We start from the raw sequence: 26,190 nt of genomic DNA, 5'->3' as shown, positions 1-26,190 counted from the left end.
GGCGGTGCTGCAATCACTGCGGATCTTTCAGAAACAGCGCCTGCAGATCGTTCAGGAAGGCCTGGCCAAGCGGCGTCGGCGCGATCTTTTCGTGGTCGCGGGTAATCAGCTTGCGCCGTTCCGCCTCCTGCAAAGCCGGTTCGATCGAAGTCATGGATATGCCCGTGCGCTCGATAAAGCGATGCACCGGAAACCCTTCCACCAGCCGCAGCGCGTTCAGCATGAACTCGAACGGCAGATCGCGCGTCCCGACCTCATTCTCTTCCTGCACTGCCGTACCGGCCAATGCCTGCTCGATGAAGGTGGTGGGATGCTTGTAGCGCACCTGACGCAGCACGCGGTTCGGAAACGACAGCTTGGTATGCGCGCCGGCGCCGATGCCGAGATAGTCGCCGAAGCGCCAGTAGTTCAGATTGTGCTTGCTCTGCCGATGCGGCTGCGCATACGCGGACACCTCGTAGCGTTCGTAACCGGCGGCCGTGGTGCGTTCGTGGATCCAGTCCTGCATGTCGGCGGACGCATCGTCGTCGGGGAGCGCGGGCGGGAATTTTGCAAACAGCGTGTTCGGTTCGAGCGTGAGGTGATACAGCGACAAATGCGGCGGCGCGAACGACAACGCCGTCTCCACATCGGCCTGGCATTCCGCGAGCGTCTGCTGCGGCAGCGCGAACATCAGATCGAGGTTGAAGTTGTCGAAGGTGGTGGCGGCCACTTCGACTGCGTGACGTGCCTGCGCCGAGTCGTGAATCCGGCCGAGCGCCTTCAGATGAGCCTCATTGAAACTCTGGATGCCCACCGACAGGCGATTCACGCCGCTCGCGCGAAACTGCGCGAATTTGTCGGCTTCGAAGGTGCCGGGGTTGGCTTCGAGCGTGATTTCCGCGTCGGCGTCGAGCGGCAGCAACGCGCGGATGTCGGACAGCATGCGGTCGAGCCCGGCCGCCGACAGCAAGCTGGGCGTGCCACCGCCGATGAACACCGTGTGCACCTGGCGTCCCCACACGAGCGGCAGCGCCAATTCGAGGTCGGCGCGCAGCGCGTCGAGATACTCGGTTTCCGGGAACGTGTCGCCTTTCCATTCATGCGAGTTGAAATCGCAGTACGGGCATTTGCGCACGCACCACGGAAAGTGCACGTACAGCGCCAGGGGCGGCAACGACGTCAGGCGAATGCTGCCCGGCGACGTGAATGCCTTGATGACGCCGTTGCCGATATCGGCAGGCGCCGGTTTGATCGGAATCACGCTTCCTCCGTCAACCGCGCGAGCAGGTGGCGCAATGCAATCGCGCGATGGCTGCTGGCGTTCTTCACCGCCGGTTCGAGTTCCGCGGCGCTGGCATTCAGCGACGGCAGGAAGAAGTACGGGTCATAGCCGAAGCCATGCGCGCCGCGCGGCGCATCCAGCATTTCGCCGTGCCAGCGGCCTTCGGCGATCAGCGGTTCGGGGTCGTCCGCATGGCGCACGAGCGCCAGCACGCAGTAGTAATACGCGCGGCGATCGGTTTCACCTTGCAAGACCGAAACGAGCTGTGCATTGTTCGCCGCGTCGCTCTTTTCGCCGCCCGCAAGCTGCGCGTAGCGCGCCGAATAAACGCCAGGCGCGCCGCGCAGCGCGCGTACGCACAAGCCGGAATCGTCGGCGAGCGCGGGCAGGCCCGTGAGCTTCGCCGCGTGACGTGCCTTGGTCAACGCGTTTTCGACGAAAGTCGGATAGGGTTCGTCCGCCTCCGGCACGTTGAACTCGCCTTGCGGAATCAGCTCGATGCCGGCCGCGCCGAGCAGCGCTGCAAACTCGCGCAGCTTGCCCGCGTTGTTCGACGCCAGCACGACTTTCTTCAACGGCGAACCGGACGTCGCCACGCCGTTGCCCTGGCGAATCTCACTCACTCTTTTGCTCCAACGCTGCCTTCTGCTTCGCGATCAGCGTGTTGATGCCGTCGCTCGCGAGGTCGAGCAGCGCATTCATTTCGTCGCGCGAGAAAGGCACGCCTTCGGCCGTGCCCTGAATCTCGACGAAGCCGCCCGCGCCCGTCATCACCACGTTCATGTCGGTGTCGCATTGCGAATCTTCGTCGTAGTCGAGATCCAGCACCGGAAGGCCGTTGTACACGCCGACCGAAATCGCCGCCACGTAATCGCTGATCGGCGAGCTTTCGATACGGCCGGTGGCCAGCAGTTTGGCCACCGCGTCATGGGCGGCCACGAACGCGCCGGTAATGCTGGCCGTGCGCGTACCGCCGTCGGCCTGGATCACGTCGCAATCGATATGCAGGGTGCGCGCGCCCAGCTTCTCGAGATCGAACACCGAGCGCAGTGCCCGGCCGATCAGACGCTGGATCTCCTGAGTGCGGCCGGTTTGCTTGCCGCGCGCGGCTTCGCGGTCGCTGCGGGTATGCGTGGCGCGCGGCAGCATGCCGTATTCGGCGGTCAGCCAGCCCTGGCCGCGGTCGCGCAGGAACGACGGCACGCTCTCGGCGATGCTCGCCGTGCAGATGACCTTGGTGTCGCCGAATTCGACCAGCACCGAGCCCTCCGCATGCTTCGTGTAGTGACGCGTGATGCGCACGTCGCGCAGCTGATTGGCCTGGCGGCCGCTGGGGCGTTGGGTGTCGTTGGTCATGTTGGGATCGGTCTGGAAGAAAAGCGGAAGGGAAACCGCAATTTTACCGCCGATCGCGCCAGGCGCGGGGCAGGCTGTCCGTCGGACTGCTGCCCGCATGTGCCGGGGCTCTGCGCGGGATGACACTTCGCGGGTGGCGGCTGTCGTACAAAGCGGTCTGGCCGGTAAAAATGGGATAATGCGGATTCCCCGCCCCGCGTCTCGTACACGCCGGGCGATTCGACTCTCTGGCCATCGTCGAACGCATGGCCGCAATCGCGAGAAATACGATGATCTACAGCATGACTGGCTATGCGAGCGCCACGCGCGAACTCGTCGCGGCCTCGGGCACAGGCGGCGTGAGCGTGTCGGTCGAACTGCGCACCGTGAACTCGCGCTTTCTCGATCTGAATTTCCGGATGCCGGAAGACGTGCGCGTTTGCGAGCCGACCCTGCGCGAAATGCTGATGAACAAGCTCTCGCGCGGCAAGGTCGATATTCGTATCAATCTGCAGCGCAGTGAGCAGTCGGCTAACGCGGGCTCGGTCAATCGCGATGCGCTCGCGCAACTCGCGCTGCTCGAACGCACGGTACTCTCGACGTTCCCGGAAGCAGGGCGCCTGCGTACCGGTGAAATTCTGCGTTGGCCGGGCGTGTTGGCCGAAACCGGCGTGGCGCCGGACGTGCTGCGCGACGCCGTGCTCGCGTGCGGCAAGCAGGCGATTGTCGATCTGATCGACGTGCGTGCCCGCGAAGGCGCGCAACTGGCGACGGTGCTGCTCGCCAACGTCACCGAGATGGAATCGATCGTCACGAAGATCACGCCGCTCGTGCCGGAACTGATCGCGCGGCATCAGCAGAAGATCGTCGAGCGTCTGCAGGAAGCGCTCGGTATCGCCGCGCCGGATACGGCGGCGACGATCGTCTCGCGCGAAGAAATCAACGAACGGATTCGCCAGGAAGTCACGATGTACGGCATCCGTATCGACATCGCCGAAGAACTGTCGCGCCTCACGGCTCACCTGAACGAAACGCGTCACGTGATCGAGAAGGGCGGCAAGGTCGGCAAGCGGCTCGACTTCATGATGCAGGAGCTGAATCGCGAAGCGAACACGCTCGGCTCGAAAGCGGCCGCGAAAGAACTGGCCGATTCGTCGATGACCCTGAAGCTGCTCATCGAACAGATGCGCGAGCAAGTACAGAATCTGGAGTAAGGCAGGAGCCTCAAAAACATGACCGACCACACACGCGAAACCAGCGCACCGCGCAACCCTTACGCCGGGGCTTATCCCGGCAACCTGTTCATGGTGGTCGCGCCTTCTGGCGCGGGCAAGTCGACGCTCGTGAACGCGCTGCTCGCCGGCGACGACGCGATCCGTCTGTCGATTTCATACACCACGCGCCCGCCGCGTCCGAAGGAGCAGGACGGCGAGCACTATCACTTCACGACGGTCGACGATTTCCTGACGCGTCACGCGGCCGGCGAGTTTCTGGAAAGCGCGGAAGTGCACGGCAACTACTACGCGACCTCGCGTGTGTGGATCGAAGAGCAGATGAAAAGCGGGCATGACGTGCTGCTCGAAATCGACTGGCAAGGCGCGCAACAGGTGAAGAAACAGTTTCACAACGCAGTTGAAATCTTCATCTTGCCGCCGTCGCTGGATGCGCTCGAAGAGCGTTTGAAAAAGCGCGGCCAGGACGAGCCGAACGTGATCACGCGCCGTCTGCTGGCAGCCGGTAGCGAGATGGCGCACGCGGCGGAAGCGGAGTATGTCGTGATCAACGACAACTTCGAACGCGCCCTCAGTGAATTGCGGTGCCTCGTGGCCGCGACACGTTCGCGCTTCGCCTCGCAATACGCGCGCCACACGCAGCTTTTCGTGCAGCTCGGCATTCACCTGCCGCACGCGTGAGCGCGGCGATGTGTCGAGCACATAAGGTAGAATAAGCAACATCAATTAACGCCCCCAGACCTGCCGCTTCGCGCCAGACCCCCCGAGGGCAACAAGAAGACTTGGGGCGGCCCAGCGTTTTCTGGAAAGAAGGAACCCAACATGGCCCGCATTACCGTCGAAGACTGCCTTAAACAGATTCCGAACCGTTTCGAACTCGCGCTTGCCGCAACCTATCGCGCGCGTCAACTCGCGCAAGGCCACACGCCGAAGATCGAAAGCCGCGACAAGCCCACGGTCGTCGCATTGCGTGAAATCGCAGCGGGCATGGTTGGCGTCGAAATGCTGAAGAAGGTGCCTGTTTAAGGCACACTGCTCCGTTTTCGATTGCCTGCATTTGCCGAATGTAATTGCATCAACGTGCAGACCGGTGTTCAACCCTAACCGCTACGGAGGCGAAATTGAGTACTACCCCGCCCACCGCCACGGAAGTGGAACACGACGCCGACTCGCCCTCGTCTGCACGGAAGTACATCGACGCGGTCCTCGAACAGTCGTTTCGCCATCTGTTCGGGCCGACCGCCACGCCGGAGCAACCGCGCCGGCATGACGTCGTTTCGATCGCCAAGCTGACATCCGTTCTGTCCGGCTATTTGCAGCCGGAAGAGATCAAGGAAGTCAAGGCGGCGTTCCATTTCAGCGACGAAGCCCACCTCGGCCAGTATCGCCAGAGCGGCGAGCCCTACATCACCCATCCTGTCGCCGTCGCGGAAATCTGCGCCGGCTGGAATCTCGACGCCCAGGCGATGATGGCGGCGTTGTTGCATGACGTGATGGAAGACCAGGGTGTGACCAAGGCCGAACTCGCCGAGCGATTCGGTGCGAAGGTCGCGGAACTGGTGGACGGGTTGTCGAAGCTGGACAAGATGGAGTTTCGCAATCGCGAAGAGGCGCAAGCGGAAAACTTCCGCAAGATGCTGCTCGCCATGGCGCGCGACGTCCGCGTGATTCTGGTGAAGCTCGCCGACCGGCTGCACAACATGCGCACGCTGGGTGCGGTGCCGCATGAAAAGCGCCGCCGCGTGGCGCGCGAAACGCTGGACATCTACGCACCGATCGCGCACCGGCTCGGCCTGAACAATACCTATCGCGAACTGCAGGACCTGAGCTTCGCGAACTTCAACCCGCATCGTTACGCCACGCTCGAAAAAGCCGTCAAGGCCGCGCGCGGCAATCGGCGTGAAGTGGTCGGCAAGATTCTGGAGTCGGTGCAGCGCGCGATTGTCGACGCGAAGCTCGACGCCGAAGTCACCGGCCGTGAGAAAACCATCTTCAGTATCTATAAGAAGATGCGTGACAAGCAGTTGTCGTTCTCGCAGGTGCTCGACGTGTACGGGTTCCGCGTGGTGGTCGAGAGCGCGCTGGAGTGCTACACCTGCATCGGCGCGCTGCATGCGCTCTACAAGCCGGTGCCGGGCAAGTTCAAGGATTACATCGCGATCCCGAAGGTGAACGGATATCAGTCGCTGCACACCACGCTGGTCGGCCCGTTCGGCGCGCCGATCGAGTTTCAGGTGCGGACGCGCAAGATGCACGAGATCGCTGAAGCGGGCGTGGCCGCGCACTGGCTGTACAAGAACGGCGGCGCGGATCTGAACGACGTGCAGAAGCGCGCGCATCAGTGGCTGAAATCGCTGCTCGACATTCAGAGCGAAGCGGGCGATTCGAGCGAATTCCTGGAGCACGTCAAGATCGATCTGTTCCCGGATGCGGTCTACGTGTTTACACCGAAGTCGAAGATCATGGCGCTGCCGCGCGGCGCCACCGCGCTCGACTTCGCGTATTCGATCCACAGCGACCTGGGCAACCAGTGCGTCGCGGTGAAGATCAATAACGAACTGCTGCCGTTGCGCACCGAGCTGAAGAGCGGCGATATCGTCGAAGTGATCACGGCGCCTTATTCGAAGCCGAATCCGGCCTGGCTCGGTTTCGTGCGTACCGGCAAGGCACGTTCGGCGATCCGCCATTATCTGAAGACCATGCGGTTGAACGAGTCGGTTCAGCTCGGCGAGCGTCTTGTCGACCAGGCGCTGAAGGGTTATGGGCTGGCGCTGTCGGACGTGACGCCGGAAGCGTGGGAAAAGCTCGTGCAATGGACGGGCAACAAGAACCGTCAGGAAATTTTCGCGGATATCGGCCTCGGCCGGCGCGTCGCCGCAGTCATGGCCAAGCGTATCGAAGTGTTGATGAGCGGGCGCGATGCCGACGACGACGGCTCGCGTGACGGCACAACGTCGCATGCGCCGCCGGTGGTCATCACCGGCACCGAAGGGATGTCGGTTCAGTTGTCCGCCTGCTGCCGTCCGATTCCGGGCGACGACATCATGGGCTACATCGGCATTGGTCTCGGCATGGCAATCCACACCACGGATTGCCGCGTCGCACAGCGTATCCACCGGCGCGATCCGGGCCGCTGGATCGATGTTGCCTGGGCGCCGCAGCCAGGACGTCTGTTCGACGTCGCGGTGAAGGTGCTGGTCAAGAACACCAAGGGCGTATTCGCTCGCGTGGCTGCCGACATCACGTCGGCGGATGCGAACATCGTCCACATTGCGATGGACGAAGACCTGTCGCAAGAATCCACGGTGCTGCGCTTCGTGATCCAGGTGAGCGATCGTGTCCATCTCGCCAATGTCATGCGCCGCGTGCGTACGAATCCGGATGTGATGCGCATTGCGCGCGAGCGGCCGAGCGAGGAAGGGCATCATCGTCACGACGGCGGGATGCGGATCGACCGTGAGCGAGCGGACTACTGATCCGATCACCGGCCGAGTCTGTTCGTTCGTGCCCGACTCGGACTTCTGTCGCTGTGGGCAGTTTTCAGGTGATTCTCGCTGGAATCTGAACGCATCCGCCGCCAGCGAGTCCCACCTGAACTTCAGGGAGAGCGCTTATGAACGTAGCTGATCTCACCGGCGTGGCGCTCGACTATTGGGTGGCCCGCAGCCTGCACGACTTCGTGCGCGAAATCCACTTTACCGACAGCGGCGAAACCGTCTCGATCCGCGGCAGCGACCGTGGCCGCCCGTGGGACGGCCGTTTTACGCCGTCAACGTCATGGGAAGCGGCAGCCGCGGTGCTGGAGCGCGCGCAACGGCTCGAAGTGCGTGAGCGGACCGAGTGTGGCGCGGCACATTGCATCGCGGAGTTCGAAGGTGGCCATCGAACCGTGGAAGGGCGAGGGGACTCGTTGCGGATCGCCTTGCTGCGAGCGTTCGTCGAAAGTCGTTTTGGCGATAGCGTGGGCGATGTATTGCGTCAGGCACAGGCGGTGACTGGCGAGCGTGCTGAGCCGATCGGCGAAGATTCGGTGGAAGGCTCATTCGGGGATATCCCGAGTCCCGACGGGCAAATCGGTGATATTCAGTCGTCACCGCGATAGATGCGGTGACGTCCGCCGGGCTGAGGGCCTGGCTTCGAAGGGCGGTTGCGCTCAGGCAAAACGGCGGCGCAAAAACAAAGGGCCTTCCGATCGGAAGGCCCTCTATAGATGGTGCGGCTGGCAGGATTCGAACCCACGACCCCTTGGTTCGTAGCCAAGTACTCTATCCAACTGAGCTACAGCCGCACGCTAAACGGGTGACGCTAAATTCAATGAAACCGGGTAAAACATAAGGCCTCCCCGGAGGGAGGCCACTTGAATAAGTGGTGCGGCTGGCAGGATTCGAACCCACGACCCCTTGGTTCGTAGCCAAGTACTCTATCCAACTGAGCTACAGCCGCACGCAGAAACGAGATTATAGCAAAGGTTTCAAAAAAGGGAAGCGTGTAACTGCGATTTGTCTCATTGCCCCGATCGTGTACCCTTGATAGGCAGTCGTTTGCTGCGGTTACCGGACCATCATGAACAAGGCCTTTGTCAAAGAGTCGAGTGAAGAGAATGACGACGATCTCGACGTCGCCCAGCCCGAAATCCCCCCGGGTACGAAAAACTACATCACGCCCGCCGGCCACCGGCGTATGCGCGATGAACTGCTGCATCTGATCGATGTCGAGCGGCCGGAGGTTGTCCGACTAGTGTCGTGGGCAGCCTCGAACGGCGACCGCTCGGAAAACGGCGATTACATCTATGGCAAACGCCGTCTGCGAGAAATCGACCGGCGGATCCGCTTTCTGACCAAGCGTCTCGACATCGCCGAAGTGGTCGACAGCAGCAAACAGGAAAACGTCGACCAGGTTTTCTTCGGCGCGACCGTCGAATACGCAACGGAAGACGGCGAGGTGCATATCGTGACGATTGTCGGCATCGATGAGGTCGATCTGGATGTCGGCCACGTCAGTTGGATCTCGCCAATCGCGCGCGCGCTGCTCAAAGCGAAAATCGGCGATACGGTGACGTTGTACACACCGGCCGGCCCGCAGTCGATCGATATACTGGATGTCAAATATCCGCTGCCTGATAGCGGTGGCTAGGCCCGATACATGGGCGTGTCGGATGAGGCGGGCGAGGGCGCTCGTTCAGATCGTCCCGACGCAACCGCCGGCGCCTGGATCGAAACCGGCGCGCCAGGCGGTGTCGGCCAGCAGTGCGTGAACCTGATCCAGCGTGCCGTTGCGCTTCCATTGCAGATATCGGGTGTAGCAGGTCTGCTGCGGCGGAAAGTGTGCGGGCAGGTACAGCCAGCGTTCACCGGTACGTTCGATCCACAGGATTGCATCCATCACAGCGCGTGAGTCGGCGGCCGGGCGGCCCGTCATTTTCTTGATGCCTGTGTTCGAGAACAGGTGTCCGATTCGCTCCCATTCGGCGTCCGACAATCGGTCCATCTCGCTCTCCCTTGCAAAGCGTGTTTTCGGTGCGGCATAAAAAAGGCGCCGCGAACGGCGCCTTCGATGCTGCAGGTATTGCCAACTGCTTTAGAAGCGGTGACGCAGACCTGCGGTCACAGCGATTTGCTTGTTGTTGTTCGAAGCGCCCAGACCGTTGATGTCGGCATCGACGATGGCGTTTTCGTTGACTTGCTGATATTCGCCTTGCAGGTACACATCAGTACGCTTGGACAGCGCGTATGCGGTTTGCAGGTTGAACTGATTCCAGTGCGGACGCGTACCGGCCAGGCTGGCGCGCGTGTACGTGTACGAACCGGCGATGCTCACTGCCGGCGTCAGAGCGTAGCGAGCGTTGGCTTCGATGTTCTGGAAGTGAGCGCTGCTGCCGCCGAATGCGATACCGCCCGTTTGACCCGACGCGCCCGCGCCGATACCAGCCAGACCCGACAGATTGGTTTGCGTGTACACGAGGCCGACAGTAGCCGGGCCGAAGGCATAGTTAGCACCTGCGCCCCACGTTTGCTGACGGACAGCAAAGAACGTGTTGTCGCTCGACACGGCGCCACCCGAATTGAACGCCGCAGCCGCGCCGGTTGCGCCGTTGCTGTTCAGTTGCAGGTAGCCGGCACCGACGTTCAGGCCGCCCCAGTTGTACGACGCGCCCGCGCTGTAAGCACGGTTGTTGGCGAAACCGCCTGCCTGGTTCGAGAAGCCGTACATGCCGCCGAACTTGAAGCCGCCGTAGTTCACGCTCTGGTACTTGACCGAGTTGTTGACGCGGAACGAGTTGTTCAGGTTGTCGTTATCGAACGGATGCGCGAACTGCGTGCCGCCGTATTGCGTGCCGGTGAGCGCCAGCGGACCCACGTAGTCGACCACGCTGTCGTATTGACGGCCGAGGGTCACGGCGCCGAACTGGTCGCTCGTCAGGCCGACGAACGCTTGACGGCCGAACTCACGGCCACCTTGCTTCAGCGTGCCGTCATTGATGCCGAAGCCGTTTTCCAACGTGAAGATAGCCTTGAGGCCGCCACCGAGGTCTTCCGAACCACGCAAGCCCCAACGGCTACCGTTCACCGAACCGCTCGTTTCTTGCCAGTTGCTGTGGCCGTGCTGGTTATTCGTATAAGTGATGCCGGCGTCGATCAAGCCATACAGCGTGACGCTGCTCTGGGCATGTGCTGCCGTTGCAAAAACGCCCGTAAGGGCCGCGACCATGAGAGTCTTCTTCATCTTGTAACTCCGAGAGCGAGAGTGGGTATTGAACCCAGGCTTAAGGAGACCTTCACGCGGGCGCTGCGAGAGGCGAACTCCGCATGAGAAGCGCGCTGTACTCCAAGCGCGCCGGTTTCCGATTACGCAGAGTGTAGAGAGGCGCTCGCCAAGCGGATGTTCCGAATTGCGCAATAAAGTATTACGGGATGAGAAACGATAGGCGAACGCCGTTTAAGCCTTGCTGATAAAGGCTTACGGCGTTATTGCGGGGGAGTGGGGGAGGCGAGTCAACTGAATCGCGTTGCTCATTTGCTACAGTAATCGACGCAAAAAAACAACGCGATAAATCGTAAAAAAAGATTGTTGTTGCAATGGAAATAGACGATTGTTGATTGTGTGAATAATCGATATCGTCTCAGCAGTTATACTGAAAGTTCTGCTTTCCGAAGCAGGCTTTTTCGTTGACGAAAAAGATCTCCAAACCTTTGTCGGCGCGACTTCCCAGTCGCGCTTTTTTTTTGCCTGACGATTGCGGATTCGCGAACGTCAGTTAGTGCGCCGGCGCAACGCCGTCCACTTCGCTCCAGTCGGTCGCCATCGAGACACTCCAGTCTTCCATCACATAGCGGCGCGCGTCCATGGGGGACGAGAGCAGATTTTGCCAGTGGTCTCCGTGCCACATAGGATCGAATTCGAAGGCCGAGGGTGATACGTCGACCGGCACGGATTGAGCGGAAACTGTCTTTTTCGCGTGGGACTGGGTGAGCCAGATGACAAGGCGGCGAAATTCATTGAACAGCATGGCAATCTCCTGACGCGTATTACTTCTCGCTACTGATTTCCATCATGCGGCGATGGGTGCGGCGCAACAACTCGGACAAACACTTACTAAAAACATCTCTTGTTACACATTTTTGCAGCATGCTGAAAATTTTCCCGATGCCAGCCAAATTTCATATTTCGAATGAGTAATATTGACGTGAAAAACTTATTCGGTTTTCGCTGAATAGAGCGTCATGGTTTCGACTCATCTGGCATCGACTTATCGTGCAGCATACTAAGTGAATATGAAAAATTCGCTTGACGTTGATTCTTCGTTCCCCGTATAACGGCAATGCTGAATTTCAAACGCAGGATCTGATGCACAGGGCATTTAAAAAATCCCCGATCGCAGATGAAACGGCCTTGAAATGCCGCATGAGGGCAATGCCCGATTTTGATAAATCATCGAGGAAACTGGAATATGGAAACTGGTATCGTCAAATGGTTCAACGATGCTAAGGGCTTTGGCTTCATCACATCCGATTCGGGTGGCGAAGACCTGTTCGCGCACTTTTCGGAGATCCGCACCGAAGGGTTCAAGTCGCTGAAGGAAAGCCAGCGCGTCTCCTTCGAGGTCAAGGCCGGCCCGAAGGGCAAGCAGGCGGCGAACATCCAGCCGTTGTAAGCCGCACGGCGCTGTTCAGCGCAAGCTGCTGGGCAGCGTAATCGCCGCAGAGCCTTCGCCAGATGCGAAGGCTTTTTTATTGCCGTTCGCTATTAACGCTGTGTCTGACGTTATTAACTATCTGGTTCGGATGAATCCGAAGAAGGGATGAAAGACACGGCGATATTGCTGGAATTTCAAATCGACGTCATAAAAATATAATAAATCATGGTTTTATGAGCGGTTCGGAGGTCGCATGGGAATGCACTCCTTGCGCCGCCTCGCGACAAAGGCAAAACAATGCTGGCTGGGTGTGCGGCGGCTAAGTAGTGCATACTTGCCGCAAAGCCACGCGTCCAAAGTATCCCTTTCCATGTCTGAACAGTTTCTGCCGGAATCGGCCCTAGATGTGCCGATCGTCTTCGTCGACCTTGAAACCACCGGCGGCTCGACCAGCGAGCATCGCATTACAGAAGTCGGGGTGGTTGAAATAGGACCGGCCGGCGTGTCGCGTTGGAGCAGTCTGGTCGACCCTCAGCAATCCATTCCTTCATTTATTCAGCAGCTCACCGGCATTACGAACGCGATGGTGCGAGGCGCGCCGACGTTCGATGCCATCGCGCCGGCATTGTTCGAGCGCTTGAACGGCAAGCTGTTCGTGGCGCATAACGCCAGTTTCGATCGCGGTTTTTTGCGCGGGGAATTTCGCCGGGCCGGCTTTGCGTTCGATCCGGACGTGTTGTGCACCGTGCGCCTGTCGCGCGCGTTGTTTCCGGCGGAAAAGCGCCACGGGCTCGACGCGTTGGTCGAACGGCATGGTCTGGTCCCGTCCGATCGTCACCGCGCGCTCGCCGATGCTGATCTGATCTGGCAGTTCTGGCAACGTCTGCATGGCGGTCTCGTGCCGCTGGACGTTTTGCAGACGCAGATTGAGCGCACCACCCGGCGTTACCGGCTTGCCGGCGACATCACCGAAGATCTGCTCGATACCGCGCCGGCCGGATGCGGCGTCTATGCGTTCTATGGAGAAGACGATCTGCCGCTGTATGTCGGGCGAAGCGTCCGTGTGCGTCAGCGTTTGCGTTCCCATTTGACTGGCGAGCGGCGTTCGTCGAAGGATATGCGGCTCGCGCAGCAAGTACGGCGTGTCGAATGGCGCGCGACCGGCGGTGAGCTGGGCGCCATGCTCGCGGAGGCGCAGTGGATCGCGACGCTGCGCCCCGGCCATAACCGGGTGCCGCGCGTGACGAAAAGCGATCCCGTGGATGCGCCCTGGCCGTTCGACGGTCCGATCGTATTCGAGGAGCGCGAAGAAGCGTCGCACGCACGCGCTTTTCATGTCGTCGACCGGTGGCGTTACCTCGGGCACGCACCTTCGCTCACGCAGGCGGCGGCGCTGCATGCTTCGAGCGTGGCCGGGCCGTTTGAGCTGTCGACGTATCGTCTTCTGCAGAGCCATCTTGCACGCGGCCTGCGTGTGATGCCATTAAGCGTCTCGAGCGGTACGCCTGTGGCGAGCCTGGCTTAATGCGGGTTTTTAACGCGGGTTTATTCCGCGGTCAGCGGTGGCTGCTCAGGTGGGTTTAATCCGCCCCTGAGCAGGGCGGGCGAGACTACTGAACCTTCCAAGCCCGTCAATTAGGCCGCCCCAGACCTCCCAAACCGATCAACCCGTCGCACCGACTCCGCCGGCCTCGCACACGTGGCCGAGAGCGCGTGTCAACGCATTCGACCGGGTCGAGTCGTAGCGCGTCAGCGATTTCCAGTTAGCAAGCGATTGCGCCACGCGCGACGGACAATCCTGCGCGGCGCGCAGAGGCTGCACACGCGCGAGTCCGGCCACAAGCGACTGCGTCAGCCGATCCAACTGCGGCCTCGTGCTGGTGGCCAGGTCGGGCGCAGGACCTTCGGGCGGCCGCGTGCTGCGCCAGGTGGCAAACAGCGCGTTTTGCACGTCCTTGCTGGCGTCGATCTGATCCTGGAAGAAGGCGTGCGCAAACGCCGGATCGACGTTCGCGGCGGCAGCACGCTTTTCGACATCCGCGAGCAATGCGTTCTCGCGCGGCGTATCCGTAATCGCCTGGTGGTTTGCCCATTTCCAGCGCGCAACGGGCTCCGCGAGGGCGAGGCGCTGCGAAGCCAGTGCTATCAGATTGGTTAGCGCGGTGTCGTCGCCATCCGCAACGGCAGGGGCGGGCGCGAGCGCAAGTGCGGTGAATAACGCGAGCGCGCATGACGCCCCAAAGCGATACGAGCGATTCATGGAAGGCGGACGTGGCCGGTTGGCCGCGGAAGAAAAACCAGAAGAATAGACGATGCGCGGATCAAGCGGGCGCGTTGACCGACCGGAAAACAAACTACTGGGGATATTTAAGGATGTCAGTCAGAGACGTGCGCAGTCAATGCGCGGGGCCATATGACCCAGACACCGCGTCAGGCAGATGTAATCCGCGCCGCGAAATCGGCAAAAGACAATCGTAGGGGCGCGTAAGAACATGCGCCGCGCGCCGGACGCGCGGACGCTGATGTTGCATCGCGCCACTGCACAATTACTTTGAGTCGCACGACTTGCGTTGTTCGTCGAAAAATGCGCGAACATGCTCAGGCAGTTCGGCACCCAAAAACTCGACGCCAGCGGGTTCCGGATCCGGACTGAAAACTTTATCCGGGGTCGGAATCTTCGGTGGTTTGGCATCCATGATCTCTCTCCTTTACAAACCGATTATCTGCCTCGGTCCCCGTTTTACACCAGTGTCTGATGCGGCTCACATGTTGTTTGTTGCTTTAACGGTACAGGCCGACATGGGAGCAGAATGTTTGAATAGAATTTATCGATTGACTGTGCGCAATTGAATGCGCCGCAGCCAATCAAAAACAGTCCGATATCCCCGCCGTTCCCTTCCCAGCCTTGCCCCGCTTACCTCTGCGGATTATCTCCGTTGCATCACAGCGCTGCCTGTTCATTGGTGTCGATATGAACCCATCACAGTGATTTTTTGTGCACTGCCGCATCAGCAGGATTTTCTCCTGCGTTAGGCCGAACGTTCGTTAATTACCGATTGATTCAGTGCGTTCATTCAGCCCCTCAATTATTTGTAAACGAACGATTGCGCGACTTCGTTGACGACCGAGAATACTTTTCGAAATATTTTTCGCAGATAAAAAAGCGCCGCGCTCTGGACGAAGCGCGGCGCTTGCAGCAGGCGATTTTTACGCGTTAGGCGCCGGAATTTTCACGGGAGTGGAGTAGGCCGCGGGTTTGTCGGCGACTTCGACTTGTCCGTGAATCCGCGCTTGATGACCGTCGGCAAACATGTAGTACGGGAACGGACGGGCAGGTTCGGAGACGGCGTCGAGCCGTGCGATCAACTCCGGCGCGAGCGTGAAATCGAGCGAGCCGAGCGACTCCTGCAGCTGTTCCGGACGGGTTGCGCCGACAATGATGCTCGACACGCCGCGCTTCTGGTGCAGCCAGTTCAGTGCGACTTGCGCCATCGGCCGCCCGGCAAGATCCGCAACGGCCTCGAGTTCCGCGACAATCCGGAAATTGCGCTCGGTCAGCTTGTCGAATCCCGGCGGTGGCGCACTGGCCACGCTCGCGAGGCGCCCGTCGCCGGAAATTGGATTCGCCGCCGCGCCCTGCGAAGGACGGTATTTGCCCGACAGCATCCCCATACCCAGCGGACTCCAGGGCACAAGGCCCATGCCCAGATTGGCGGCGAGATCGGCGAACTCGTTTTCGGCGTTGCGCTCGATCATCGAGTATTCGAGCTGCATCGCCGCAACCGGTTCGAAGCCGCGCCAGTCGGCAAGCGTCTGCGCGCGCCCGGCGAACCACGCGGGCGTATCCGACAGGCCGACATAGCGGATCTTGCCCGCGCGCACCGCGTCGTCCATCGCGCGCATCACTTCGTCGACCGGCGTGACGCGATCCCACGTGTGCAGGTAGTACAGGTCGATGTAGTCGGTGCCCAGACGTTTGAGCGAGCTATCGAGCGCACGCAGCAAATTCTTGCGATGGTTGCCGCCCGCGTTCGGATTGCCGGTCTCGGCGTTGTAGCCGTACTTGGTGGCGATCACGACCCGGTCGCGCAACCCGCGCGCCGCAACGAATTTGCCGAGCCATTTTTCGCTGGTGCCTTCGGTGTACAGATCGGCGGTATCGATAAAGTTGCCGCCGGCATCCACGTAGAGATCGAACAGGCGTTGCGCCGATTGTTCATCGGCGCCCCAGCCCCATTCGGTGCCGAAGGTCATCGTGCCGAGTGCGATCGGGCTCACGCGAAGGCCCGAGCGGCCGAGCAGGTTGTAGCGGTCCATCGTCATATCAGTCTCCTTGAATGTCAGGCGGGAAGAATTGAAGCGATGGAGTTATCGTGCGCCGATTTTTTCCTTGGAAAAATGCCGTCTGTCTGCAAGGATTATGAAGTCTGGCTTAATAATGGAGATCGCGATGGACCCAGCCCAGTTGCCGGCGTTGATGGCGTTCGCGTGCGTGGCGCGCCACGGCAGCTTCACACACGCGGCCGCTGAAAACGGTGTGACGGCGTCGGCGCTCTCGCAAAGTATTCGCTCGCTCGAGGCGCAACTGAACGTGCGCTTGTTCAACCGGACCACGCGGCGGGTTGCCCTGACGGAAGCCGGCGCGCAGTTTCTCGCGCGCGTGCTGCCTGCACTGGGGGATCTGGAGGCGGCCTTCGAGGCGCTCGATGAAACCCGCGACCAGCCTTCCGGTACGCTGCGTATTAATTTGCCGAGGGTCGCGAGCGAGTTGCTGGTGCTGCCGCATCTGGCCGAGTTCACGCGCCGCTATCCGCAGATCCGTCTTGACCTGACACTCGACGATGGTTTCGCCGATGTGGTCGGCGAAGGTTTCGACGCGGGCATCCGGCTTGGCGAACGGGTGGCGCAAGACATGGTCGCGGTGCCGCTGGGCGGAGACATCCGCATTGTCGTAGCCGGCTCGCCGGCATACTTCGAACGCTATCCGGCACCGGCGACGCCCGCCGATCTCGCTGCTCACGATTGCCTGCGCTACCGCTTCTCGACCAGCGGCGGCATTTATCGATGGGAGTTCGCACCGCCCGACGATCCGCAACGCGTTTTCGAAGTCGAGACCCGCGGAAGTCTCGTCACCAACGATCTGCGCACGATGGTGCGGGCGGCGGAGCAGGGCGTGGGTCTCCTGCACGTGATCGACGATTACGTGCGCGAACAACTCGAAGACGGCCGGTTGGTGCGTGTGCTCGACGCGTGGTGCCCGAGCTTTCCGGGTTTTTATCTGTACACGACAAGTCGTGCGCAGATGCCGTTCAAGTTGCGCGCGCTGATCGATTTTCTGAAGGAGAAGCGCGGAGTCCGGTAGATATCACGCCAAAACATCGTCATTTGATGCCAGGCCGGTCAATGCGCGAGCCGCCGCATATCATTGAAGAAGCTATCTGCGACGCACGGTGCGGTGGATAACGGAAGCGCCAGGTGTGCCGCGGAAGATGGCTGCGTTAGCCCTTCTGAGAGTTCGTCATGGAAAACGCTGTCTATTGGAAAGGACGTCAGGTCGGAATCGAGTGTGCCGGCAGGATCCTGTGGTTTGCGTCAGCGCCTCAGGAAGCGATGTTGGCATATGGCAAGAAGCCGGCTGGGAACGTGATCGCTGAAGATGCTGTGGTGGTTCGCAATCTCGGCGTGACCGCACGATTCGATCGATTGGATTTCGGCGATTGAGACGAGGCCGTCCTGGTTGCTTAGTGCCGGCGGACGGTATTGAAGCCACGTCAGTCGGCGTTGACCGCGACCGGGGGTAAATTGTGCCTCCGCGGGTTTCAGAAAACAGGCGCAGCGAATAGCAAAAGCAGGTAGCAACAGAAAGAGCAATAGAAAGCAAAAAGCCCAGTCCGAAGACTGGGCTTTTTGCTTGAATCTTGTGGTGCCGGAAAGAGGAATCGAACCCCCGACCTTCGCATTACGAATGCGCTGCTCTACCGTCTGAGCTATTCCGGCATCAGGAGAAACGAGATTATAGGGACTTCTTCAGGAACTTGGCAAGCCCCTGGAATTACTTTTTTGTTTCGAGATGGTAGCGGGTAACGCGGTCCACTTCGTTCTTCGAACCGAGGAACACCGCCACACGCTCGTGCAGGCTCTTCGGCTGGATGTCCAGAATACGCTTCTCGCCGTTGGTCGCGGCGCCGCCTGCCTGCTCGACGATGAACGCCATCGGGTTCGCTTCGTACATCAGGCGAAGCTTGCCCGGCTTGTCCGGCGTGCGCTTGTCAGCCGGATACATGAAGACGCCGCCGCGGTTCAGAATGCGGTGCACGTCGGCCACCATCGACGCGATCCAGCGCATGTTGAAGTCGCTCTGGCGCGAACCGTCTTTGCCGGCCTTCAATTCGCCGATGTATTTCTCGACCGGCGGGTACCAGTGGCGTTCGTTGGAAGCGTTGATCGCGTATTCACGCGTTTCCACCGGAATGCGCATATCGCTTTGCGTGAGCACCCACGAACCCAGTTCGCGGTCGAGCGTGAAGCAGTTCACGCCGTTGCCGGTGGTCAGCACCAGCACGGTTTGCGGGCCGTACACCGCATAACCTGCGGCAACCTGCTGCGTGCCGGGTTGCAGGAACGACTGTTCGGTGGGTTGCTTGCCGTCCGGGCAGCGCAGCACCGAGAAGATCGTGCCGATCGACACATTGACGTCGATGTTCGAGGAGCCGTCGAGCGGATCGAACACCAGCAGGTATTCGCCCTTCGGGTAGTTGGCCGGGATCGGGAAGAACTGCTCCATTTCCTCGGAGGCCATGCCCGCCAGGTTGCCGCCCCATTCATTTGCTTCGAGCAGGATTTCGTTCGACAGGATGTCGAGTTTCTTCTGCACTTCACCCTGGACATTCTCGCTGCCCGCCGTGCCGAGCGCGTCGCCCAGCGCGCCCTTGCTGACGTGGTAGCTGATCGCCTTGCACGCGCGCGCGACGACTTCGATCAAAAGGCGCAGGTCGGCCGGCAGGTTGTTGGTCTCGCGCTGCTGCTCGATCAGGTACTTCGTGAGAGTGGTACGACGTTGCAAAGCCATTGCTGTACTCCGGGGGCTTGAGGAATGTCTCGATTTTAACCGCTCGCTGTGTCGGTTCCGTGCTTTTGAGACGGAAGGGTGTGCGTTCGGCATGCTGAGTGCTGTAAAGGCCCATGAAATTCAGGCTTTGCGGCGAGCCTCGATCACCGTGACTTGCCGGCCAGACGGGCGGCAAGCGCCGCGGCACGGGCGTGTTCCGCTGGAATTTTCGGCATTTTCGGCCGGTTCGCCTTGGGCATCGGCTCGATCTCGCGTTCGATCTGTTCGCCGGCTGCCGCCGTGGCGACGCGCAGGTCGTAGGCGATCTGCAGATTCAGCCAGAACGGCGCACTGGCGCCAAAGTAGCGTTCGAGCCGCAGCGCGGTGTCGGCCGAAATGGCGCGCTTGCCACGCACGATGTCGTTGATGCGCGGCGCCGGTACGCGCAGCGCAAGCGCGAGCGCATTGACGGACATGCCGAGCGGCTCGAGGAACTCGCACCGCAGAATTTCCCCCGGATGAATCTCCGGGATGTTTTCGCCAGTCTCGATACCGGAGAAATTGGTGCTGCCCAGATCTGAGCGTTTGATGACCATGCCGGTCTCCCAATAATCAGTGATAGTCGACAATTTCGACATTCAGTGCCTCTCCGTCGACAAAATGAAAACAGATGCGCCACTGCGCATTGATTCGAATGCTCCACTGCCCGCTGCGCTGCCCTTGCAAGGATTCGAGCCGGTTGCCAGGCGGCGCATGCAGGTTGCGGATGGATCCGGCGGCATCGATCATGAGCAGCTTGCGGCGTGCGAGCGCCTGCATGTGAAGCGGCAGTGAATGCACGAACTTGCCCTGAAAGATTGCCGCCGTAGCCTTGTCGCCGAATGTCGTGATCATGGGATGATATAACGCGTAGCGTTAAACGTAAACCGTTAAATGAGTACGTTTACTTTCACCCTGCCGGACCGGTACGAACAGTCGTCCGGATGGCTAACCTTGACATCCGCATGTCGCTCCATGGCGAAACGGACGGTGAAATTCAGGACGAAAAAAAGCCGGCAACACGTGCTGGCTTTTCGATATACGAAGCGCTTTCAGATGAGCATCACGCCAACGCTTTCTCCACGATCTCGCGTACGTCGCGCGATTTCACCTGCGCCGCCACTTTCTCCAGCGCCGCGCGCATGCCGTCGCGCAGCGTCGGCGTAAAGCGGCGCCACAGTTCCAGCGAGCGGGCGAGGCGGGCGGCCACTTGCGGATTGATGGCGTCGAGCGCGATCACCTGCTCGGCCCAGAACGCGTAGCCCGAGCCGTCTTCGGCGTGGAACTGCGCGGGGTTCGCCGCACAGAAACTGAAAATCAGCGAGCGTGCGCGGTTCGGGTTCTTCAGGTTGAATGCCGGATGCGTCATCAGCTTGCGCACGATCTCGATCACCGGACGCTGCGCGCTGCCGCGTTGCGTGGCCTGCAAGGCAAACCACTTGTCGATGACGAGCGGTTCCTTTTCGAAGCGCCGATAGAAGTCGTCCAGTGCCTGCTGCGCCTCCACGCTGCCGCCATTCGCCGCGGACGCATTGAGCAAAGCCGAGAGCGCCGCCGAGCGGTCGGTCATGTTGTTGGCGGAGTCGTATTGCGCGGATGCAAGACGCACGGCTTCAGCCGGATCGTCCAGTTCCGCGAGATACGACAACGCGAGGTTCTTCAACGCGCGATGACCGGAAGCCTCCGGCGTCGCCTCATAGGTGCCCGGCGTGCGGTGCTTTTCGTACACGGCGAGCCAGTCTTTCCTGAGCGCGTTCGCGAGGCGCTTGCGCACGAATTGCCGTGCGGCATGGACGGCAGCCGGGTTCGATTCGGCCATCTGTTCAGCCAGATACGCTTCCGACGGCAGCATCAGCGCCAGTTCGCGGAAAGCGGGCGAGAGCGTTTCGTCGGTCAGCACGCGGGCGAACGCGGCGACCACCGAGTCGTCGAACTGCAGCGGCACGCCCGTGGCAGCGCGTCCTGCGAGCGTCAACAGCTCGCGCGTGGCGAGCCGCTGGCCGGCTTCCCAGCGGTTGAACGGGTCGCTGTCGTGCGCAAGCAGGAACGCAAGCTCGTCGACCGAATAGTCGTATTCGACGATCACCGGCGCGGAGAAATTGCGTAGCAGCGAGGGCAACGGTTCCTGCGCGACGTTGACAAACGTGAAGGTTTGTTCGGCCTGCGTAAATTCCAGCACACGGGTCGTGGAGTCCGAAGGCCTGGTTTCGCCTTCCAGTTGCAGTGGCAGATCACGGCCGTCCTTGCCGATCAGACCGATCGCGAACGGAATCAGCAGTGGGCCTTTTTGCGTTTCGCGCGCGGCCGGCGCAGCTTCGCCATAGCCTTGCGTGAGCGTCACGCTGTAGCGTTGCTGCGTGGCGTCGTACTTCGTATGCACCGAGACGCGCGGCGTGCCGGCCTGGCTGTACCAGCGCTCGAATTGCGCGAGGTCGCGCCCGTTCGCATCGGCGAGCGCGTGACGGAAGTCGTCGCAGGTCACGGCCTGGCCGTCGTGACGCTTGAAGTACAGGTCCATGCCCTTGCGGAAGCCGTCGCGGCCGAACAGCGTCTGATACATCCGCACGACTTCGGAGCCTTTCTCGTAGACCGTCATCGTGTAGAAGTTGTTGATTTCGACGTAGCTTTCCGGGCGCACCGGATGCGCCATCGGCCCCGCGTCTTCGGCAAACTGCATCTGGCGCAGCACGCGCACGTCTTCGATGCGTTTGGTGGCGCGCGCGGCTTCGTCTGTCGCACCGCCGGCCATGTCGGCCGAGAACTCCTGATCGCGGAACACCGTCAGGCCTTCTTTCAGGCTCAGCTGGAACCAGTCGCGGCACGTCACGCGGTTGCCGGTCCAGTTATGGAAGTACTCGTGGCCGACCACCGCCTCGATGTTCGCGAAGTCGGTGTCCGTTGCCGTTTCGGGGTTCGCCAGCACGTATTTCGTGTTGAAGATGTTGAGCCCCTTGTTCTCCATCGCGCCCATGTTGAAGTCGCTCACGGCGACGATCATGAAGCGGTCCAGATCCAGTTCCAGCCCGAAGCGTTCTTCGTCCCAGCGGATCGAATGCTTCAGCGAATCCATCGCATGCTGCGTCTTGTCGAGATCGTGCGGTTCGACCCACACCTGCAGCAGCTTCTCCTTGCCCGAGCCGCTTTTCACGCGTTCTTCGAGCGCGACCAGCTTGCCCGCGACCAGCGCGAACAGATAGCTCGGCTTCCTGAACGGATCTTCCCAGCGGGCGAAGTGGCGGCCGTCCGGCAGATCGCCTTCTTCGAGCAGATTGCCGTTCGACAGCAGCACCGGGTAATCCGTCTTGCTGGCGCGCAGCGTGACCGTGAAGGTCGCCATCACATCGGGGCGGTCGAGGAAATAGGTGATGCGGCGAAAGCCCTCGGCCTCGCACTGGGTGAAGAAGTTGCCGCCCGACACATACAGGCCCGACAGCGTGGTGTTTTCCGCAGGATTGCAGATGCTGGTCAGCGTGAGCTCGAAGTTATCCGGCACGTTGTCGAGCGTGAGGCCGTGTTCGTGCGCATGCGCGTGGGCGAACGGGGCGCCGTCGATCGTGGCGCTGACGAACTCGAGTTGTTCGCCCATCAGTTCGAAATTCGACGCTCGGGATGCGTCCGGGTTGCGGCGCACCCGCATCGTGTTCCTGACGACGGTGCGTTCGGGGATCAGATCGAACTCCAGTACGACGGTGTCGATCAGGAAGGCGGGCGGCGCGTAATCGGCGCGGCGGATCACATTGGGCGTTGCGGTATCGGCCATGGCGTTCTGTAGTGATGGGACTCGAGCCGTCACGCGTGCTTATGGCGCGCGAGCCGGGCTTGTCGAGCCATTGTACAAAGGCTCGGCGGATCGTGCGGAGCGAACTTTTTACCGAATCGCCAGGTCAGCGTATTATCGGGCGCGCCGCGCGCAGCAAAGCATGCGCGCAAACCAACCCGGTCAAGACTGGCGATAACAGGCAACACGAGGTAGACCATGAAACTCGATCGATGGACCCGCCGCGCTACGCTGCTGCTGGCCACGCTGACGGTGCTGCTGTCCGGCTGCACGACCTACGTGACCACCCAGGTCACGGCATTCTCCGACTGGAGCGGCAATGACGCTAGCCGTACCTATGCCTTTACGCGGGCGGCGGATCAGCAGAACAATCTCGAACTCACCACCTACGAGCGCCTGGTCGCCAACGAACTTGCCACGCATGCGTTCCGTCAGGTCGACACGTCCCAGGCGCGCTATCTGGTCGGACTGTCGTACGGGATTCGCTCGGACATGGTGACGGTCGCGCAGCCGGTGTATTACAACCCCTGGCCGGCGCCGTACTGGGGCCGGCCGTTCGATCCGTGGGGGCCGTGGGGCCCATGGGGTCCGTATCCGACCGCATACGTGAATCAGAGCTACCCGATTTTCACGCACCTGCTCGGCGTGCGGATCACCGAGCGTGTTGGCGGCAAGGAGGTCTACAACGTGACGGCGCGCAACTCGGGTGGCGAGTCGTCGCTGGTGAGAGCCATGCCGTATCTGGCGCGCAGCGCGTTGGCCGATTTCCCGCTCGGCAACGGCGTGGTCCATACGGTGAAGATTCCCGTCGACAAGAACGGCGGCGTGTCGAACGAGGTCGCTACAACGGGCTCCGCGGCAGCGCCGGCGGCAGCGTCGAGCGCGAAGGCCGTGCAGTAAGCGGGCGGCGCAAGCAATGGCGTCCGCTGCGGCGCAACAAAAAACGGCCCGGCAGGTTATTCCTGCCGGGCCGTTTTTTTTGCGAGCAGAGCGTGACCGCCGCCTGCCGGAAATCGCGTGGCGGTAAGTACCCGTAAGTCGCGCGTGGGGTTTGAACGACACGCGGCAAATCACGCCGCGCATAGCGTTCAAAGCGTTGAAGTGTTCCGAAACGAAACACCTATTTCGAAAGTTAAATGAAAGAATGCGCGGACATTGGCGGACGCCATTAGCGTCCAGTTGCGCGGCGAAGCTCGCTGCGAGTGGCTTTGCGGGCCGATCAAGCGCTCCGCAAGCGCCGCCGGGCCTGCAACTTGACGTTGTCCAGGAATCCGTCGCACAAGCGATACGGATACAGATGGATACGTCTTTTGTGGCTGATTTAATCCACAATATTCAGTATGATTCCGGCGACCATAGGGAGCCTGAGCCAATCCATCAGATTAATTGGCAAAGGCACCTAAATAATCGGGGCCAAGTGCCGTTAAATCGCTGAACCCTATAAGAAGATTGGATTGACCCCCCGGCTGGAGATTGCCGTTCCGCGCGGCGCGTATGCTTGTGACGGCAACGTATTCCGTCAGGCGCTCTCAGCCTCTCCTCGCTTCTACGCGCGAACACCGATATGCCCGATCTGCACTGGACCATTCCGGTCGCTCGCTGGTCTAGCTGGCCTGCTGCCGCAACTGCCGCACCCGACATCGGCTTCATCGAGCCGATCGTACGGCGTCGCCTGAGCACTTTGTCCAGAGTTGCCCTGAAGGTCGCGCACGATTGCGTGGCGCAAGACGAGGTCCGGGTCGTGTTCGCTTCGCGTCACGGCGAATTGCGGCGCACTACGGACATCTTGCGCACCATCAGCGCAGGCGAACCGGTCTCGCCCACCTCTTTCAGCCTGTCGGTACTGAACGCAATGACCGGCGTGTTCGGCATCGCGCGCGGCGACCGTTCCGCTGCCAGCGCGATCTCGGCCGGCGCCGAGACGCTCGGCTACGCGCTGCTGGAAGCGTACGCGCAATACGCAACAGAGCCTGGCGCACCGGTTTTGCTGGTGTACGCTGATGAACCCGCCGATCCGGCGTACGGCACGATTGAAGACGAAGTGCAGGGCGGCGCGATTGCGATCCTGCTGAACGGTGACGCGACCGCGGGGCAACTGGTTTGCACCTTGTCCGGCGCAGGTGAGCCGGAGACAGCAGAGGCCGCGCAGGGAGCCAGCCACACAGATGAGGAAAGCGAGTCAGGCACGGAGGAAAGTTTCGCGAGCCAGAGCCAGGCGCTGCAGCACTGCCTGGAAACGGGCCAGCCCGCCGTCTGGCAAAGTGCCGGCGCCGCCTGGCATTGGAGGCTGCATGATCGCGCGATTTAATTACCTCTGGCGGTTCTGTGCGACAGGCATGGCCTTCGTGGTGTTCGGCGTCTGCGGCGTGCTGTTTTCCGTGCTGGTGTTCCCGTTCGCCTGGTTGTGGCCGCATCCGGCGTCGCGTCAGCGCATGGTGACGACCGTGATTCACTGGTTTTTCCGCGCGCTGGTCGCGGTGTTGCGGCGTATCGGCGTGATGGAACTCGAGGTGTCGGGCACGCAGGCATTGCGAGCCGGCGGCCCGGCGATCGTGGTCGCCAATCACCCGACGTACCTGGACGTGATGGTGCTGCTTTCGCTCACGCCGCGTGCCTGTTGCGTGGTGAAAAACGCGCACTGGGGCAACCCGTGTTTCTGGGGAATCGTGCGCTCGGCGGAATATGTGAGTAATGCGGACCCCTCGGAGCTCGTCGAAGCCGGCGCGCGGCAGCTCGCTGCAGGCTACACGATGATTATTTTCCCGGAAGGCACGCGCAGCCCCGCGCCGAACCGATTGCACGCGTTCTCGCGCGGTTTCGCGCACATGGCGTTGAAGGTCGGTGCGCCGATCGTGCCGGTGTTGATGGATTGCGATCCGCCGGCGTTCACCAAGCAGATGCGCTGGTACGACGTGCCGGCGCGTGCTTTCCGGATCCGCGTGAACGTGCTCGAGCCGCTTGGCGTCGAGCAACTCGCGGCTCACGACACTACTCCGTCTCTCGCGGCGCGCAGCGTGACCAGCGCCATCGAAGCACACATTACTCAGCACCTGTTCGATTATGGATTCTTTAAAACTGGAAATTAAACAGCTTCTGATCGAGGCCCTCGATCTGGAAGACCTGAGTCCGGCCGATATCGACGACGACGCACCATTGTTCGATACCGACGGCATTGGCCTCGACTCGATCGACGCGCTCGAGATCGGTATCGTGCTGCGCAAACAATACCAACTGACCATCGCGGCGAACGACGAACGCACCCGTGAACATTTCCGCTCGATCAGCACGCTGGCCGCACTGGTCGCGAGTCAACGCGAAACGGCGCATGCTGTGAACGAAACCACAAAAAAAGGGGATTAA

Annotated in this window: 27 protein-coding genes and 3 tRNA genes; 14 read left to right on the top strand and 16 right to left on the bottom strand. The window is 61.0% G+C overall.

Annotated features, from left to right (window positions below; all coding sequences use genetic code 11):
• Positions 1–13: 13 nt before the first annotated feature.
• Genes hemW through rph form a run of 3 tightly spaced genes read right to left on the bottom strand, consistent with a single transcriptional unit; the run spans position 14 to position 2,620 of the window.
• The gene (gene hemW, locus ACOSV0_RS15755; RefSeq protein WP_434107073.1) at positions 14–1,243 is read right to left on the bottom strand and encodes a radical SAM family heme chaperone HemW; all 1,230 of its coding nucleotides are present in this window, start codon (positions 1,241–1,243) and stop codon (positions 14–16) included.
• On the bottom strand, positions 1,240–1,887 hold the full coding sequence (gene rdgB / locus ACOSV0_RS15750; protein ID WP_434107072.1) for an RdgB/HAM1 family non-canonical purine NTP pyrophosphatase: 648 nt from the start codon (positions 1,885–1,887) through the stop codon (positions 1,240–1,242). The genes hemW and rdgB overlap by 4 nt, the downstream gene beginning before the upstream one ends.
• Positions 1,880–2,620, bottom strand: coding sequence for a ribonuclease PH (gene rph, locus ACOSV0_RS15745; protein WP_434107071.1), 741 nt, complete (start codon positions 2,618–2,620; stop codon positions 1,880–1,882). Before rph ends, rdgB begins: the two co-directional genes overlap by 8 nt.
• A gap of 269 nt (positions 2,621–2,889) precedes the next feature.
• Here rph and ACOSV0_RS15740 point away from each other — a divergent pair, with 269 nt between their 5' ends.
• The 5 genes from ACOSV0_RS15740 (at position 2,890) to ACOSV0_RS15720 (ending at position 7,933) form a co-directional block, all read left to right on the top strand.
• Positions 2,890–3,813, top strand: a complete 924-nt coding sequence (locus tag ACOSV0_RS15740; RefSeq protein WP_434107070.1) for a YicC/YloC family endoribonuclease — start codon at positions 2,890–2,892, stop codon at positions 3,811–3,813.
• 18 nt (positions 3,814–3,831) lie between these two features.
• A complete protein-coding gene (gmk, locus tag ACOSV0_RS15735; protein ID WP_434107069.1) occupies positions 3,832–4,512 on the top strand; it encodes a guanylate kinase in 681 nt (226 codons plus the stop codon).
• 141 nt (positions 4,513–4,653) lie between these two features.
• The gene (gene rpoZ, locus ACOSV0_RS15730) at positions 4,654–4,857 is read left to right on the top strand and encodes a DNA-directed RNA polymerase subunit omega (protein ID WP_073427086.1); all 204 of its coding nucleotides are present in this window, start codon (positions 4,654–4,656) and stop codon (positions 4,855–4,857) included.
• Between the two features lie 95 nt (positions 4,858–4,952).
• On the top strand, positions 4,953–7,307 hold the full coding sequence (locus ACOSV0_RS15725; RefSeq protein WP_434107068.1) for a RelA/SpoT family protein: 2,355 nt from the start codon (positions 4,953–4,955) through the stop codon (positions 7,305–7,307).
• Between the two features lie 137 nt (positions 7,308–7,444).
• Entirely contained in the window at positions 7,445–7,933 is a 489-nt protein-coding gene (locus tag ACOSV0_RS15720; RefSeq protein WP_434107067.1) for a phage protein NinX family protein, read from the top strand.
• 109 nt (positions 7,934–8,042) lie between these two features.
• Here the strand turns inward: ACOSV0_RS15720 and ACOSV0_RS15715 are convergent.
• Positions 8,043–8,119 (bottom strand) — tRNA-Arg (locus tag ACOSV0_RS15715).
• A 78-nt stretch (positions 8,120–8,197) separates the two neighbouring features.
• Positions 8,198–8,274 (bottom strand) — tRNA-Arg (locus tag ACOSV0_RS15710).
• A 120-nt stretch (positions 8,275–8,394) separates the two neighbouring features.
• Between ACOSV0_RS15710 and greB the strand changes: the two genes are divergently transcribed.
• Positions 8,395–8,964 (top strand): transcription elongation factor GreB, encoded by a 570-nt coding sequence (gene greB, locus ACOSV0_RS15705; protein WP_434107066.1) that lies wholly within the window; start codon positions 8,395–8,397, stop codon positions 8,962–8,964.
• 45 nt (positions 8,965–9,009) lie between these two features.
• On the opposite strand, the gene ACOSV0_RS15700 is transcribed toward greB, so the two are convergent.
• The 3 genes from ACOSV0_RS15700 to ACOSV0_RS15690 all read right to left on the bottom strand — a co-directional run bounded on the left by ACOSV0_RS15700 (position 9,010) and on the right by ACOSV0_RS15690 (position 11,338).
• Positions 9,010–9,318: a transposase gene (locus ACOSV0_RS15700; protein WP_434107065.1), complete on the bottom strand. Its 309-nt coding sequence runs from the start codon at positions 9,316–9,318 to the stop codon at positions 9,010–9,012.
• 90 nt (positions 9,319–9,408) lie between these two features.
• Positions 9,409–10,554 carry a porin gene (locus tag ACOSV0_RS15695; RefSeq protein WP_434107064.1) on the bottom strand — a complete coding sequence of 382 codons (1,146 nt, stop codon included), beginning with the start codon at positions 10,552–10,554 and terminating at the stop codon, positions 9,409–9,411.
• 532 nt (positions 10,555–11,086) lie between these two features.
• Positions 11,087–11,338 (bottom strand): hypothetical protein, encoded by a 252-nt coding sequence (locus ACOSV0_RS15690; RefSeq protein WP_434107063.1) that lies wholly within the window; start codon positions 11,336–11,338, stop codon positions 11,087–11,089.
• Positions 11,339–11,779: 441 nt separating this feature from the next.
• Between ACOSV0_RS15690 and ACOSV0_RS15685 the strand changes: the two genes are divergently transcribed.
• Both ACOSV0_RS15685 and ACOSV0_RS15680 read left to right on the top strand, forming a co-directional pair.
• Positions 11,780–11,983 carry a cold-shock protein gene (locus ACOSV0_RS15685; RefSeq protein WP_054037310.1) on the top strand — a complete coding sequence of 68 codons (204 nt, stop codon included), beginning with the start codon at positions 11,780–11,782 and terminating at the stop codon, positions 11,981–11,983.
• Positions 11,984–12,335: 352 nt separating this feature from the next.
• Positions 12,336–13,490, top strand: coding sequence for an exonuclease domain-containing protein (locus tag ACOSV0_RS15680; RefSeq protein WP_434107062.1), 1,155 nt, complete (start codon positions 12,336–12,338; stop codon positions 13,488–13,490).
• A gap of 138 nt (positions 13,491–13,628) precedes the next feature.
• Here ACOSV0_RS15680 and ACOSV0_RS15675 read toward each other — a convergent pair whose 3' ends face one another.
• The 3 genes from ACOSV0_RS15675 to ACOSV0_RS15665 form a co-directional block, all read right to left on the bottom strand.
• Complete coding sequence (locus ACOSV0_RS15675; protein WP_434107061.1) at positions 13,629–14,225, bottom strand: chorismate mutase; 597 nt, start codon at positions 14,223–14,225, stop codon at positions 13,629–13,631.
• Positions 14,226–14,511: 286 nt separating this feature from the next.
• Positions 14,512–14,661: a hypothetical protein gene (locus tag ACOSV0_RS15670; RefSeq protein WP_028200145.1), complete on the bottom strand. Its 150-nt coding sequence runs from the start codon at positions 14,659–14,661 to the stop codon at positions 14,512–14,514.
• 511 nt (positions 14,662–15,172) lie between these two features.
• On the bottom strand, positions 15,173–16,288 hold the full coding sequence (locus ACOSV0_RS15665; protein ID WP_434107060.1) for an aldo/keto reductase: 1,116 nt from the start codon (positions 16,286–16,288) through the stop codon (positions 15,173–15,175).
• Between the two features lie 127 nt (positions 16,289–16,415).
• On the opposite strand from ACOSV0_RS15665, the gene ACOSV0_RS15660 reads away from it, so the two are divergent.
• Together ACOSV0_RS15660 and ACOSV0_RS15655 are read left to right on the top strand one after the other, a co-directional pair.
• Positions 16,416–17,327 (top strand): LysR substrate-binding domain-containing protein, encoded by a 912-nt coding sequence (locus ACOSV0_RS15660; protein WP_434107059.1) that lies wholly within the window; start codon positions 16,416–16,418, stop codon positions 17,325–17,327.
• 158 nt (positions 17,328–17,485) lie between these two features.
• Positions 17,486–17,686, top strand: coding sequence for a hypothetical protein (locus ACOSV0_RS15655; protein WP_434107058.1), 201 nt, complete (start codon positions 17,486–17,488; stop codon positions 17,684–17,686).
• Positions 17,687–17,886: 200 nt separating this feature from the next.
• On the opposite strand, the gene ACOSV0_RS15650 is transcribed toward ACOSV0_RS15655, so the two are convergent.
• The 5 genes from ACOSV0_RS15650 to pepN all read right to left on the bottom strand — a co-directional run bounded on the left by ACOSV0_RS15650 (position 17,887) and on the right by pepN (position 22,812).
• Positions 17,887–17,962: transfer RNA gene (locus tag ACOSV0_RS15650), tRNA-Thr, on the bottom strand.
• Between the two features lie 55 nt (positions 17,963–18,017).
• Complete coding sequence (locus ACOSV0_RS15645; RefSeq protein ID WP_434107057.1) at positions 18,018–19,034, bottom strand: class 1 fructose-bisphosphatase; 1,017 nt, start codon at positions 19,032–19,034, stop codon at positions 18,018–18,020.
• Positions 19,035–19,177: 143 nt separating this feature from the next.
• The gene (locus ACOSV0_RS15640; RefSeq protein ID WP_434107056.1) at positions 19,178–19,609 is read right to left on the bottom strand and encodes a HigA family addiction module antitoxin; all 432 of its coding nucleotides are present in this window, start codon (positions 19,607–19,609) and stop codon (positions 19,178–19,180) included.
• A 16-nt stretch (positions 19,610–19,625) separates the two neighbouring features.
• Complete coding sequence (locus tag ACOSV0_RS15635) at positions 19,626–19,907, bottom strand: type II toxin-antitoxin system RelE/ParE family toxin (RefSeq protein WP_434107055.1); 282 nt, start codon at positions 19,905–19,907, stop codon at positions 19,626–19,628.
• A gap of 208 nt (positions 19,908–20,115) precedes the next feature.
• Complete coding sequence (gene pepN / locus ACOSV0_RS15630; RefSeq protein ID WP_434107054.1) at positions 20,116–22,812, bottom strand: aminopeptidase N; 2,697 nt, start codon at positions 22,810–22,812, stop codon at positions 20,116–20,118.
• Positions 22,813–23,028: 216 nt separating this feature from the next.
• Between pepN and ACOSV0_RS15625 the strand changes: the two genes are divergently transcribed.
• The 4 genes from ACOSV0_RS15625 (at position 23,029) to ACOSV0_RS15610 (ending at position 26,190) form a co-directional block, all read left to right on the top strand.
• Complete coding sequence (locus ACOSV0_RS15625; RefSeq protein ID WP_434107053.1) at positions 23,029–23,730, top strand: DUF4136 domain-containing protein; 702 nt, start codon at positions 23,029–23,031, stop codon at positions 23,728–23,730.
• A 664-nt stretch (positions 23,731–24,394) separates the two neighbouring features.
• Positions 24,395–25,138 (top strand): beta-ketoacyl synthase chain length factor, encoded by a 744-nt coding sequence (locus ACOSV0_RS15620; RefSeq protein ID WP_434107052.1) that lies wholly within the window; start codon positions 24,395–24,397, stop codon positions 25,136–25,138.
• The gene (locus ACOSV0_RS15615; protein ID WP_434107051.1) at positions 25,122–25,916 is read left to right on the top strand and encodes a lysophospholipid acyltransferase family protein; all 795 of its coding nucleotides are present in this window, start codon (positions 25,122–25,124) and stop codon (positions 25,914–25,916) included. Before ACOSV0_RS15620 ends, ACOSV0_RS15615 begins: the two co-directional genes overlap by 17 nt.
• On the top strand, positions 25,891–26,190 hold the full coding sequence (locus tag ACOSV0_RS15610) for a phosphopantetheine-binding protein (protein ID WP_408222468.1): 300 nt from the start codon (positions 25,891–25,893) through the stop codon (positions 26,188–26,190). The genes ACOSV0_RS15615 and ACOSV0_RS15610 overlap by 26 nt, the downstream gene beginning before the upstream one ends.

Source organism: Paraburkholderia caffeinilytica, assembly GCF_051027425.1.
Taxonomy (GTDB): Bacteria; Pseudomonadota; Gammaproteobacteria; order Burkholderiales; family Burkholderiaceae; genus Paraburkholderia; species Paraburkholderia caffeinilytica_A.
Note: the sequence above shows the minus strand (reverse complement) of the source record. Positions and strands in the feature narration are given on the sequence as shown.